The 12,004-nt window shown below is 65.6% G+C and carries 10 protein-coding genes; 5 read left to right on the top strand and 5 right to left on the bottom strand.

Annotated features, from left to right (window positions below; all coding sequences use genetic code 11):
* The first annotated feature begins 480 nt into the window (after window positions 1–480).
* The 3 genes from ABD002_RS19345 to ABD002_RS19335 are packed head-to-tail and all read left to right on the top strand — an operon-like array spanning window position 481 to window position 1,965.
* Window positions 481–1,059, top strand: coding sequence for an RNA polymerase sigma factor (locus ABD002_RS19345; protein WP_343794210.1), 579 nt, complete (start codon window positions 481–483; stop codon window positions 1,057–1,059).
* Window positions 1,056–1,418 (top strand): hypothetical protein, encoded by a 363-nt coding sequence (locus ABD002_RS19340; protein ID WP_343794208.1) that lies wholly within the window; start codon window positions 1,056–1,058, stop codon window positions 1,416–1,418. The genes ABD002_RS19345 and ABD002_RS19340 overlap by 4 nt, the downstream gene beginning before the upstream one ends.
* A complete protein-coding gene (locus tag ABD002_RS19335) occupies window positions 1,411–1,965 on the top strand; it encodes a DUF3106 domain-containing protein (RefSeq protein WP_343794206.1) in 555 nt (184 codons plus the stop codon). Before ABD002_RS19340 ends, ABD002_RS19335 begins: the two co-directional genes overlap by 8 nt.
* A gap of 79 nt (window positions 1,966–2,044) precedes the next feature.
* On the opposite strand, the gene ABD002_RS19330 is transcribed toward ABD002_RS19335, so the two are convergent.
* Window positions 2,045–3,241, bottom strand: coding sequence for a DUF3667 domain-containing protein (locus tag ABD002_RS19330; protein ID WP_343794204.1), 1,197 nt, complete (start codon window positions 3,239–3,241; stop codon window positions 2,045–2,047).
* A gap of 71 nt (window positions 3,242–3,312) precedes the next feature.
* On the opposite strand from ABD002_RS19330, the gene ABD002_RS19325 reads away from it, so the two are divergent.
* Window positions 3,313–4,686 (top strand): MATE family efflux transporter, encoded by a 1,374-nt coding sequence (locus tag ABD002_RS19325; RefSeq protein WP_343794202.1) that lies wholly within the window; start codon window positions 3,313–3,315, stop codon window positions 4,684–4,686.
* An 80-nt stretch (window positions 4,687–4,766) separates the two neighbouring features.
* Window positions 4,767–6,617, top strand: a complete 1,851-nt coding sequence (sppA, locus tag ABD002_RS19320) for a signal peptide peptidase SppA (RefSeq protein WP_343794200.1) — start codon at window positions 4,767–4,769, stop codon at window positions 6,615–6,617.
* Window positions 6,618–6,727: 110 nt separating this feature from the next.
* Here the strand turns inward: sppA and ABD002_RS19315 are convergent, their stop codons facing one another.
* The 4 genes from ABD002_RS19315 to ABD002_RS19300 are packed head-to-tail and all read right to left on the bottom strand — an operon-like array spanning window position 6,728 to window position 11,789.
* Entirely contained in the window at window positions 6,728–7,033 is a 306-nt protein-coding gene (locus ABD002_RS19315; RefSeq protein ID WP_343794198.1) for a hypothetical protein, read from the bottom strand.
* A gap of 18 nt (window positions 7,034–7,051) precedes the next feature.
* Window positions 7,052–8,107 (bottom strand): 2-oxoacid:ferredoxin oxidoreductase subunit beta, encoded by a 1,056-nt coding sequence (locus ABD002_RS19310; RefSeq protein WP_343794196.1) that lies wholly within the window; start codon window positions 8,105–8,107, stop codon window positions 7,052–7,054.
* A complete protein-coding gene (locus tag ABD002_RS19305) occupies window positions 8,104–9,966 on the bottom strand; it encodes a 2-oxoacid:acceptor oxidoreductase subunit alpha (protein WP_343794194.1) in 1,863 nt (620 codons plus the stop codon). Before ABD002_RS19305 ends, ABD002_RS19310 begins: the two co-directional genes overlap by 4 nt.
* Window positions 9,963–11,789 (bottom strand): FAD-dependent oxidoreductase, encoded by a 1,827-nt coding sequence (locus ABD002_RS19300; RefSeq protein ID WP_343794192.1) that lies wholly within the window; start codon window positions 11,787–11,789, stop codon window positions 9,963–9,965. The genes ABD002_RS19305 and ABD002_RS19300 overlap by 4 nt, the downstream gene beginning before the upstream one ends.
* Between the last annotated feature and the right edge of the window lie 215 nt (window positions 11,790–12,004).

Raw genomic sequence — 12,004 nt, 5'->3', positions numbered from 1 at the left:
TTCGCGCAAACCCGCGCGTTGCCGAGTGTAGCCGGCGCATCGCCGGCCCGCTGGCGGGGCTTGCCGACGGTTTCTCAGGAAACCATCAGGAAGGTGGGTTAACTGCCCAATCTGCTGGGGAATTTCCGCTTATCCACAGTAGTTGTGGATAACTCTGTGGATCACTGCCTGTCGGGGCGCCCGCGGGGCGCATCGTTGGGCCGCTTCGCTTGTGTTGGCGAATGTTTAATCAATCTGTAATGACTTTATATTTCAGATAGTTGCGATGCGACGGCGGCGCCTGGGGCGCTGTTTCGACCGTCATCACGGCCCGCTGTACGAGGCGTCGCCTGTCTGTGCACAACCGCTTGACAGGAGCATGCCGGCTCGTTCCTCCAGTGCTGGCGCGGCCAACGCGTCAACCGGCACCGTTCCAGCGCGTTATCCCGCAGCGAAAGACCCTCGAAAGGCGGATACCGAATGCTTGCCGATTCCTGTTCCATGAGCAGCCCCGAGCGCATGTCCGCGGCGATAGCGACGTCCAGCGACAGCACGCACGCGATCGAGCGTTTCCTGCGCGAAGTCGAGCGGCGCGCGTTGCGCATGGCGGAATTCGCGACCGCCAACCGCGACGAGGCGCTGGACCTGGTTCAGGACGCGATGTTCGGTTTCGTGCGCCACTATGGCGCGCGCACGCCGGGCGAATGGTCGCCGCTGTTCTGGCGCGTGCTCGACAGCCGCATCAACGACTGGCATCGTCGCCGCAACGTGCGCGGCCGCTGGCTGGGCTGGTTCGAGCGTGGTGACAGCGCGGATGACGAGGATCCGATCGCGGCCGTCGCGGACCCCGGCGAACCCGGCCCGCTGGCACGTCTGGCCGACGGCGAGGCGACCGCGGCGCTCGACGTCGCGCTGCGCGCACTGCCGCTGCGCCAGCGCCAGGCCTTCCTGCTGCGTATGTGGGAAGGCCTCGACGTCGCCGCGACCGCCGCGGCAATGCGCTGCAGTGAGGGCAGCGTAAAGACCCATCTGTCGCGCGCTTTGACGAACCTGCGCAGTCATCTGGAGGCGCATCGATGAACACTTCACAGAAAGAACCGTGGATCGAGCGTGCGGTCACGCTGCTCGACAAGTCCACCGAATCGCTCGACGCGGCCACGCTGTCACGTCTGAACCGCGCGCGCCAGGCCGCGCTGGCGCAGCGCCATGTCGCTTGGCGCGGCTGGGTCATCGGCAGCGGTTTCGCCGGCGCCGCGCTGGCGCTGCTGATCGCGCTCGGGATCGGCCATCGCGTCGCGCCACAGCATATGTTGAACCCTGCGGCGGTCGAACAGGGCGCCGATGCAGACGCGCTCGCGACCGATGACAATCTCGATCTGTATGAGAATCTCGATTTCTATGTCTGGCTCGATGCCGAACAACCGAACGGTAATGACTAACCGCGTGACGACGCGCCAGGCACGGCTGCTGTCGAGGCCATGCGTCGCGCTGTTCGTTTGCGTGCTGGCGTACGCGGTGCCGTCGTTTGCACAGAATTCGACGCCACCCGCTGCTACGGCACAGCCGCCGCACATCGCCTGGTCGCAGCTTTCGCCGCAGGAGCAACAGGCGTTGGCGCCATTGCGCGAGCAATGGGCGCAATGGCCGCCGTCGCAGCAGCAGCGCTTCCGCCAGGTGGCGGCGCGCTGGCAGTCCGCGCCGCCACCGCAGCGTCAGGCGATCCAGGAACGGTTGGGACGCCTGGCTTCGATGACCCCGGAACAGCGCGCCGCATTCAGTGCGCGCTCCGATGAATTCCGTGCCCTGCCGCCGGACCGCCAGCAGGAATTGCGCCGCGCGGCGCAGCGTTTCCAATCCTTGCCACCGGCGCAGCGTCAGGCCCTGCGCCAGCGCTACGAGCGGGTGCCACCGGCACAGCGGCCGCATCCGCGTTCAACGCCGCCGCGCAGCGGTGCCGCGACCGGCAAGCCTGCGCGGTCGAAGTGACAGGCTGCGCGGCGACCTTGCTGATTGCCGTGTCCCTGATCCCGCGCGGTGAGCAAGGTTTCGCTCTCCAGCCCGAGGCTCAGGTGATCGCGAGGCTGACGACGAGCGCGGCTGCGAGTCCCCAAGCGAGCATCATCACATAGCAGAAGCCGACGAAGCCGTATTTCAGCGTAGTCATGAACCAGCCCTGCTTGTAGACGCGCTTCTGCATCAGCAACAGATAGATCGGAATCCAGGTCCATATCAGGCCACGCGCGAGCCGCAGCGGGGACAGCAGCCATTGCGCGTCGGTCGCGGCCCAGCCGAGCAGCAGCTGCGCGATCGCGACCAGTAGCAGCGACAGGCAGATGAACGCATGGCTGTGCAGCGCCACCATCAGGTGTTCCATGTAGAGCCGTCGCTTGAAGAGGTAGGCGATCTTCAACAGCACCGCGAACAGCGGCATCAGCGCGAACAACGTTTGCGGCAGCACCGAGAACACGCCGGCGACCAGATGGCGCGGGTCGCGCTTGGCCGCGATGATGTTGTCCTTGGCGTGGCCGATGGCCTCGTTGAGCTTGGTGTTCGCGAACACCGGCAACCAGGCGACGCGGACCGGGTGCGCGACGGGATCCCAAGGCTTGCCGTCGAACGAGAGCGTTTCGTCGTCGTTCGGGTCCGGTGGCGGCGTCAGACCCTTGGCCTTGGCCTCGTCGCTCGCCTTCAGGTAGGCGAGGCGCTTGTCGGATTTCCTGCGCACCGCGTCGATGGCCTTCTGCAGCCCGGCCTGCGCGGAGGCCGGCATGTTCGGCGCGCTCTTCGCGCTTTCGATGCCCTCCAACGCCTTTTGCGTGCGTTTCTGCAGGTCGGCTTCGTTCTGAGCGTGGTCGATGCTGCCTTCGTCGTCACCAAGATTGAAATGGAAGTCGCCGACGTTGAGGCTGGCTTGGATCGCGAAGAACGAGATCACGCAGAGGAAAAAGAACAACCGGAACGGCGTCACGTAGCGCGTGCGCCGCCCGACGAAGTACTCGGTGGTCAAGTAGCCGGGCTGGAAATACAGCGGAAAGATGCTGCGGAAGATGCGCGAATCGACGTTGAAGATCGTGTCCGCGGCATCGGCCAGCACGCTCGCCAGGTGGCGGATCATGCCCTTCTCGGGCTGACCGCAGGCATAGCAGAACGGGCCGTGCATCGGCGCGCCGCAGTTCGCGCAGGCTTTCGTGGCGCGGGCGGTGGCGGGTGGAGCAGTGGGCGCTTCGGTTGCGGTGGCAGGCTGGGCAGATTCGCTGGTCATGCGATGAGTGCGGCTCCATCGTGCGCGAGGTCGCGGTGCTCGGATAAGATTCCGCACACAGGTCCCCCCGAATGTCCCTCATTCTACATAGCCGACAGCCGCGTCTCGCGCGCGAGCTGCAAGAAACGCTGCGCCTCGCGGTGCCGCTCGTGCTCGGCCAGCTGTCCGCGGTCGGCATGAACGTGATCGACGCGCTGCTCGCCGGCCACCTCGATGCGCACACGCTCGGCGCGGTCGCGATCGGCACCAGCGTGTGGTCGCTGGCGATCGTCACCATCATTGGCGTGATGATGGCGTTGCCGCCGTCGGTCGCGCAGCTCAACGGCGCCGGCCGGCGCGACGCGATCGGTCCGTTGTTCCGCCAGGCGTTGTGGCTCGCGCTGGGCCTCGGCCTCGTGCTCGGTCTCGTGGTGCGCTTCGGCGGCGCGCTGCTGGTCGCGGAGATCGGCATCGACCCGCAACTGGTGCCGGATGTGATCCGCTTCCTGCACGCGGTTGCGTTCGGAGCGCCGGCACTGACCATGTTCTTTGCCCTGCGCGGACTCGGCGAGGGCATCGGCCTGACCCGGCCGACGATGTACTTCAGCGTGTTCGGTCTGGCCCTGCTCGGACCGATCGGTTACGCGCTGATGTACGGCCGGCTTGGCGTGCCGCGGCTCGGCGCGTTCGGCAGCGGCAGCGCGACCGCGCTGGTGCTGTGGCTGCAGATGCTCGCGTTCCTCGGCTATGTCGCCCGGCGCCGCCACTATCGCGACCTGCACCTGTTCGCGCATTTCGAGAAACCGGACCTGCGCGCGCTCGCTGGCCTGCTGCACATCGGCGTGCCGATGGGCGTGACCCTGCTCATGGAAGCCGGCCTGTTCGTCGCGGTCGCACTGATCATCGGCACGCTCGGCACCGATGTCGTCGCCGGCCACCAGGTCGCATTGAACGTCGCCTCGGTCGCGTTCATGGTGCCGCTCGGAGTCGCGATGGCGACCACCGTTCGTGTCGGCCACGCGGTCGGCCGCGGCGACGCACAGGGCGTGCGCGATGCCGGGCTCGTCGGCATCGGTCTGACCTTGGTCGCGCAAAGCGTGTCCGCTGGCCTGATGCTGCTGGTGCCGCACCGGATCGCCGCGCTGTACACCACCGACGCAGACGTCGCCGCGCTGGCCGCGCAGTTGCTCGTACTGGCCGGTTTGTTCCAGTTCTCCGACGGCATCCAGGTCGCCGCGAACGGCGCGCTGCGCGGTCTCAAGGACACGCGCATCCCGATGGTCATCACCACGTTCGCGTACTGGGGCGTCGGCATGCCGGTCGGCTGGTGGCTCGCGTTCCCGCACGGGCTCGGCGCACGCGGTATGTGGATGGGGCTGATCGCCGGTCTCAGCATGGCCGCTGTGCTGCTGTCGCGACGGTTCTGGAAACTCGCACGACTGCCGTCCACGCCCGCGCGGGCATGACCAAAGCCGGATGCCGCATACCGGCAATTTCGAGTACGCTGATCCGCAATGAATCGCGGCGCACCAGCGCCGAGGAACCCATGATGTCCACCGAACAACCTGGCGTGATCCGCCGCTTCTTCCACGGCTTGTGGAATGCGCTGAACTTCACACGCCGGCTCGTCTTCAACCTGATCTTCCTGCTCCTGCTGATCGGGTTTATCGGCGCATTCTTCGCCGGACGCCCGACACTGGCGCCGCGCACCGCACTGGTGCTCGATCCGATCGGTTTGATCGTCGAGCAGTACAGCAGCGATCCGGCGCAGCGTGCGTTGACGAACCTGGCCGGCAACGAGGTCAAGGAAGTGCAGCTGCGCGACCTGCTGCGCGTGATCGACGCCGCCGCGAAGGACGCACGCATCGAGCGCATCGTGCTGGTGCCGGACGAGATCGATGGCGCGGGTCTGTCGACCTTGCGTGACCTTGGCGCCGCGCTGGATCGCTTCCGTGCGACCGGCAAGGAGATCGTCGCGGTCTCCGGCGGCATGGGACAGAACCAGTATTTCCTCGCCGCGCATGCAAACCGCATCCTGCTCGATCCGGACGGCGCGGTGCTGCTCGAAGGTTTCGCGAACTACCGCAGCTACTTCAAGGACGCGCTTGACAAGCTCGGCGTGCAGGTGCACCTGATCAAGGTCGGCACGTTCAAGTCCGCGGCCGAACCGTACATCCTCAACCAGGCCTCGGACGCCGCGAAGGAAGCCGACAGCTACTGGATGGGCGGGCTGTGGCAGGAATACCTCGCCGAGATCGCCTCCTTGCGCAAGATCGACGCGGCGACGATCAGCGACGACATTGCACACTACGACGAGCGCGTCGCCACGCATCAGGGCGATCTGGCCCAGCTGGCGCTCGATCAGAAGCTGGTCGACCAGCTCGCGACGCGCGCCGAGGCGCGCGCGCTGCTGCGCGCCCAGGGCGTCGCCGAGGGCAGCGACAGTTTCCGCCAGGTCGACTACAAGAAATATCTCGCGACGCTCGGCATCGACGGCCTGCCGCTGCACGGTTCGCAGGTCGCGGTCGTCGTCGCGCAGGGCGAGATCGTGCCCGGCGAGCAGCCGCCCGGTCTGATCGGTGGCAAGTCGACCGCGCAGCTGGTGCGCGCCGCGCGCGAGGACAACAAGGTCAAGGCGATCGTGCTGCGCGTGAACTCGCCCGGTGGTGATGCGTACTCGTCGGAACTGATTCGACGCGAACTCGCGCAGGCGCGCGAGGCGAACAAGCCGGTCATCGTCTCGATGGGCGATGTCGCCGCGAGCGGCGGCTACTGGATCTCGATGGACAGCGACGAGATCTGGGCGCAGCCGACCACGATTACCGGTTCGATCGGCATCTTCGGCCTGTTCGTGACCGTGCCGGATACGCTGGCGAAACTCGGCATCCACACTGACGGCGTCGGCACCACGCCGCTGGCCGGCACGCTCGATATCCGCCGCCCGCTGTCGCCGCAGCTGGAGGCGATCCTGACCAGCGTGATCCGGCGCGGCTACAGCGAATTCATCGGCAAGGTCGCGAAGGCACGCGGCAAGACACCGGAACAGATCGACACGATCGCGCAAGGGCGCGTCTGGGACGGCAGCCAGGCCAAGGAACGCGGACTCGTCGACAAGCTCGGTGGCCTCAACGACGCGATCGCCGCCGCCGCCGCTCGCGCGAAGCTCGGCAAGGACTACCAGGTGCGCTACGTCGAACGCGAACTCAGCACCTGGGAACGCCTCGCGCTGAGCTTCAGCAACAGCGACGCGATGGTGCGCGTCGCGCGCTGGGCCGGTTTCACGCTGCCGGCCGGCGTGTTCGACAGCGCGGATGTGAAGCAGGTCGCCGGCGTCGTCGAGTCATTGCATGGCAAGCGCTATGGCGCGTTTGCGCATTGTTTCTGCGAGTTGCGCTGAGTACATCGGCGCGCGCCAAACAAGATGGGTCGTCATCCCGGCGAAAGGGGTTCAGTGGCTCCAACAAAAACGCCGAGACGCTGGGTCCCGGCTTTCGCCGGGACGGCGGACTAAGCATCAAGCGTCTGCTGGTCAGTTTGGACCGCGACCACCTCGCATGGGCGAACGCAGAACCAAGGCCCATCCTCGCCGAACCAGACGTAGCCGTAGTCATCCAGTTCCAGTATAGGCATCGCCTTGCCCTCGACGACTTTGAGCCGAGAGACATCTTGCGCTGGCAGATCGCGTATCAACGACTCAGGGATCATGGGAATGCGCACCAACTGACCGGCTCGAACTGGATTGCCGACAGCATCGAACGCAGGAAGCAGAAATCCAGCCGGCAATGGTTCGATTGGCGGAGGGAAGAAGGACATCGATAAATAAATTTTTTGTCAGCGCAGAGCCGAGTTGATCTTGTCCAGCGTTGCCTTGCCCGGACAGAGCTCCTTCGCCGACAGCGCATTGAACGGCGTCGCGACCGTGTTGAGGTGCTGGTGCAGGTCGTGCGGGTCCTTGTCGACGTAGAGCAGGCCGGTGACGACCTCGCCGCGCGCCTGGTGCGCATGCACGTAGTTCATCGCGGCGATGCGGTCGCCAGGGTCGTAGGCGGCGTCAAGCTTGCGCAGGCGCAGCACGCTGCCATCGTGCTGTTCGACCTCGACGACCTCGCCCGGCGCGTAGTCGATGCTGATTTCCGCGCGCGGCGCGATGTAGTCGAGCTGGTTGACCGCGTCGTTGTGCTCGCGCACGTATTCGTAGCTCTTGGTGCTGCCGGCGTGGTTGTTGAACGCGACGCAGGGGCTGATCACGTCGAGGAACGCGGCGCCTTGGTGCGCGATCGCGGCCTTGATCAGCGGCACCAGCTGCTGCTTGTCGCCCGAGAAGCCGCGCGCGACGAAGCTTGCGCCGAGCTGCATCGCCAGGCCGACCAGGTCGATCGGCGCATCGGTGTTGGCGACGCCTTTCTTCGACATCGAACCCTGGTCAGCGGTCGCGGAGAACTGGCCCTTGGTCAGCCCGTACACGCCGTTGTTCTCGACGATGTAGACCATGTTCACGCCGCGCCGGATCGCGTGCACGAACTGGCCGATGCCGATCGACGCAGAATCGCCGTCACCGGACACGCCGAGGTAGACCAGATCGCGGTTCGCGAGGCTCGCGCCGGTCAAGACCGAAGGCATGCGCCCGTGCACGGTGTTGAAACCGTGCGACTGGCCGAGGAAGTAATCCGGCGTCTTCGAGCTGCAGCCGATGCCGGACAGTTTGGCAATGCGATGCGGCTCGATCGAAAGCTCCCAGCAGGCGTGGATGATCGCGGCCGAGATCGAGTCGTGGCCGCAGCCGGCGCACAGCGTCGAGATCTTGCCCTCGTAGTCGCGGCGCGTGAAACCGATTGCGTTGCAGCCGAGGTTCGGATGGTGCAGCTTGGGTTTGGCAATGTAGGTCATGCGTGCGCCACCTTGCCTGGCTGGATCGATTCGACGTGAGGCGCGCGCATGTGCGCGCCGATTGCGCCCGCGATGAAGCGCGCGGTGATCGGCGTGCCGTCGTAGTGCAGGATCGGCACCAGTCGCGCAGGATCGATGCCGAACTCGTTGACCAGCATCGAGCGCAACTGGCTGTCGCGGTTCTGCTCGACGACGAATACGCGCTCATGTGCGGCAACAAAGCCCGCGACGGAATCGGCGAACGGAAATGCGCGGATGCGCAGCGTGTCCAAATGCATGCCGCTGGCTTCCAGCACGGTGATCGCCTCGTCCATTGCCGGCCCGGTCGAGCCGAAATGGATCGCGCCGTAGCGGGTCTTGTGCTTCGCTTCGCGCAGCAGCGGCTGCGGAACCATTGCCTTCGCGCTGTCGAACTTCGTCAGCAGGCGCTGCATGTTGTAGACGTAGTCCGAACCGCGCTCGGAATAGCGCGCGTACGGATCGCGCGAGGTGCCGCGCGTGAAATACGCGCCGCGGCTCGGGTGCGCGCCCGGGTAGGTGCGGTACGGGATACCGTCGCCGTCGACGTCCTTGTAGCGGCCGAAGTCCTTGCCGGCCTCAAGCTCAATGGCGCTCATCACCTTGCCGCGATCGTACTGGCGCGTGTCGTCCCACGTGAATGGCGCGCACAGGCGCTGGTTCATGCCGATATCGAGATCGCTCATCACGAAGATCGGCGTCTGCAGCCGGTCGGCGAGATCGAGCGCCTGCGCGGCGAACTCGAAGCACTCGTGCGGATCTTCGGGGAACAGCAGCACATGCTTGGTGTCGCCGTGCGAGGCGTAGGCGCAGGCGATCAGATCCGACTGCTGGGTGCGCGTCGGCATGCCGGTCGACGGACCGCCGCGCTGCACATTGATGATCGTGGCTGGGATCTCGGCGAAATAGGCGAGGCCGATGAATTCGGTCATCAACGAGATGCCCGGCCCCGCGGTCGTGGTGAACGCGCGCGCGCCATTCCAACCGGCGCCGACAACCATGCCGATCGAGGCGATCTCGTCTTCGGCCTGCACGACCGCGAATTTGTTCGCGGCGTGCTCGTTCGGACCCGTCCCGGGCTCGACGCGATACTTCATGCAGTACTTCTGGAACGCTTCGGCCAGCGACGAGGACGGTGTGATCGGATACCAGGCGCACACGGTCGCACCGCCGTACACGCAGCCGAGCGCGGCAGCGCTGTTGCCGTCGACGAAGATGCGGTCGCCGACCGCGTCCGCCCTGCGAACGCGCAACCCGAGTGGATGCGCGAGCCGCGACTGCACATAGTCGCGGCCGAGATGCAGCGCCTGCTTGTTCGCGTCGAGCAATTTCTCCTTGCCCTTGTACTGCTCGCCGATCAATTGCTCGATGACCGCGATGTCGATGTCGAGCAGCAGCGACAGGGCGCCGACATACATGATGTTCTTGAACAGCTGGCGCTGGCGAGGGTCGCTCCAGGTGTGGTTGCAGATTTCGGTCAGTGGCACACCGATGACCTGCACATCGTCACGGAACTTCGATTTCGGCAGCGGCCGCGTGGAATCGTAGAAGAGGTAGCCGCCTGGCTCGATTTCCTTGAGGTCCGCGTCCCAGGTCTGCGGATTCATCGCGACCATCAGGTCGACACCGCCGCGCCGGCCGAGCCAGCCGTTTTCGTTGACGCGCACCTCGTACCAGGTCGGCAGGCCCTGGATGTTCGACGGAAAGATGTTGCGCGGACTGACCGGCACGCCCATGCGCAGGATCGCCTTCGCGAACAGCTCGTTCGCCGAGGCCGAACCCGAGCCGTTGACGTTCGCGAACTTGATGACGAAGTCGTTGGTGGCGGCGATCGTCTTCATGCGGCCTTCGTCCTCGCCACGGCCTTGTGACAGGCCGGACCTGCATCCGTCATCTCGAGCAGGAACTTCTGCATGTCCCAGGCACCGGTCGGGCAGCGCTCGGCGCACAGGCCGCAGTGCAGGCAGACGTCCTCGTCCTTGGCCATGATGCGTCCGGTCTTGAGCGTGCCGGACACGTAGAGATCCTGCTCCGCGTTCAGCGCCTGTGCGGAGAGGCGCTGGCGCAGGTCCGCCTCGTCGCCGTTTTGCGTGAACGTGATGCAGTCCATCGGGCAGATGTCGACGCAGGCATCGCATTCGATGCACAGCTTGTCGGTGAACACGGTCTGCACGTCGCAGTTCAGGCAGCGCTGCGCTTCCTTCCACGCCGTCTCCGCATCGAAGCCGAGTTCGACTTCGAGCTTGATGCTCTTCAGCGTCTTGCCGGCGTCGGCCCACGGCACCTTGTAGCGCTGGTCCGGCGCGATGTCGTTGTCGTAGCTCCACTCGTGGATGCCCATCTTCTGCGAAATCAGATTGGTCATCGGCGGCGGTCGGTCGTGCACGTCCTCGCCATTGAGCAGCTTGTCGATCGACACCGCGGCTTCGTGGCCGTGTGCGACGGCCCAGATGATGTTCTTAGGGCCGAACGCGGCGTCGCCACCGAAGAACACCTTCGACAGGCTCGACTGCATCGTGGTCTTGTCGACCACCGGCATGTCCCACTTCGCGTCGAACGCGATACCGAGGTCGCGTTCGATCCACGGAAACGCATTCGCCTGGCCGACCGCGATCAGCACCTCGTCGCATTCGACCAGCGTGTCGGGTTCGCCGGTCGGCACCAGCGAGCGCCGCCCGTTCGCATCGTGCTCGGCGCGCACGTGCTCGAAGGTCATGCCGGTCAACCGGCCGTTCTCGTGTACGTAAGTCTTCGGCACCATGTAGTTGAGGATCGGGATGCCTTCGTGCATCGCATCCTCCTTCTCCCACGGCGAGGCCTTCATTTCCTCAAAGCCCGAGCGCACGATGACCTTGACGTCCTCGCCACCGAGCCGGCGCGCCGAACGACAACAGTCCATCGCGGTATTGCCGCCGCCGAGCACGATCACGCGCTTGCCGACTTTCTTGACGTGCTCGAAATACACCGAGGCGAGCCAGTCGAGACCGATATGGATCTGCTCGGCCGCTTCCTGGCGCCCTGGCAGATCGAGATCGCGCCCGCGCGGTGCGCCGCAGCCGACAAACACCGCGTCGTAGTTCTCCGCGAGCAGCGCGCGCATCGAATCGATGCGGCGTCCGCCGACGAACTCGACGCCGAGATCGAGGATGTAGCCGGTTTCCTCGTCGATGACTTCCTCGGGCAGGCGGAAGCGCGGCACCTGCGTGCGCATGAAGCCGCCGGCCTTCGCATCGGCCTCGAACACGGTGACCTGGTAGCCGAGCGGCGCGAGATCGCGCGCGACGGTCAGCGAAGCCGGTCCGGCACCGATGCAGGCAACGCGCTTGCCGTTCTTCGTTGTCGCCGGTTTCGGCAGGCGATCGCGGATGTCGTCCTTGAGATCGGCCGCGACGCGCTTCAGTCGGCAGATCGCAACCGGCTCGGGTTTGCCGCCGCTTTCCTCGACGCGACCGCGCCGACAGGCCGGCTCGCAGGGACGATCGCAGGTGCGCCCGAGGATTCCCGGGAACACGTTCGACTTCCAGTTGACCATGTACGCGTCGGAATAGCGGCCGGCCGCTATCAGGCGGATGTATTCGGGGACCGGAGTATGGGCCGGGCAGGCCCACTGGCAATCGACGACTTTGTGGAAATACGCGGGATCGCGAATATCAGTCGGCTGCACTACAGGCTCCTGGCTGAGACCGAAGGAACTGCTGCCTGCCAGCCTAGTCCTTGCGTCGTCGCGACGCAAAGGGGCACTGCACCAAAAGAGAAACCGCAGGAGCGACTTCAGCCGCGATGCTCTTTCTCTACGGCCAACACCGTGCGCAGGTCATGCAAAGGCATCGCGGCTGAAGCCGCTCCTACGACCAGCCGTTGTCTTGAAGTCCTCCCCTG

This window comes from Dokdonella soli (assembly GCF_039523175.1).
Lineage (GTDB): Bacteria > Pseudomonadota > Gammaproteobacteria > Xanthomonadales > Rhodanobacteraceae > Dokdonella_A > Dokdonella_A soli.
The sequence above is the reverse complement of the archived record's forward strand: the minus strand, read 5'-3'. Positions and strand labels throughout refer to the sequence as shown.

What these genes read in the sequence shown, in the direction of transcription:
- ABD002_RS19345 (WP_343794210.1), top strand. Translation starts at nt 481, where the DNA reads ATGAGCAGCCCCGAGCGCATGTCCGCGGCGATAGCGACGTCCAGCGAC.
- ABD002_RS19340 (WP_343794208.1), top strand. Translation starts at nt 1,056, where the DNA reads ATGAACACTTCACAGAAAGAACCGTGGATCGAGCGTGCGGTCACGCTG.
- ABD002_RS19335 (WP_343794206.1), top strand. Translation starts at nt 1,411, where the DNA reads ATGACTAACCGCGTGACGACGCGCCAGGCACGGCTGCTGTCGAGGCCA.
- ABD002_RS19330 (WP_343794204.1), bottom strand. Translation starts at nt 3,241, where the DNA reads ATGACCAGCGAATCTGCCCAGCCTGCCACCGCAACCGAAGCGCCCACT.
- ABD002_RS19325 (WP_343794202.1), top strand. Translation starts at nt 3,313, where the DNA reads ATGTCCCTCATTCTACATAGCCGACAGCCGCGTCTCGCGCGCGAGCTG.
- sppA (WP_343794200.1), top strand. Translation starts at nt 4,767, where the DNA reads ATGATGTCCACCGAACAACCTGGCGTGATCCGCCGCTTCTTCCACGGC.
- ABD002_RS19315 (WP_343794198.1), bottom strand. Translation starts at nt 7,033, where the DNA reads ATGTCCTTCTTCCCTCCGCCAATCGAACCATTGCCGGCTGGATTTCTG.
- ABD002_RS19310 (WP_343794196.1), bottom strand. Translation starts at nt 8,107, where the DNA reads ATGACCTACATTGCCAAACCCAAGCTGCACCATCCGAACCTCGGCTGC.
- ABD002_RS19305 (WP_343794194.1), bottom strand. Translation starts at nt 9,966, where the DNA reads ATGAAGACGATCGCCGCCACCAACGACTTCGTCATCAAGTTCGCGAAC.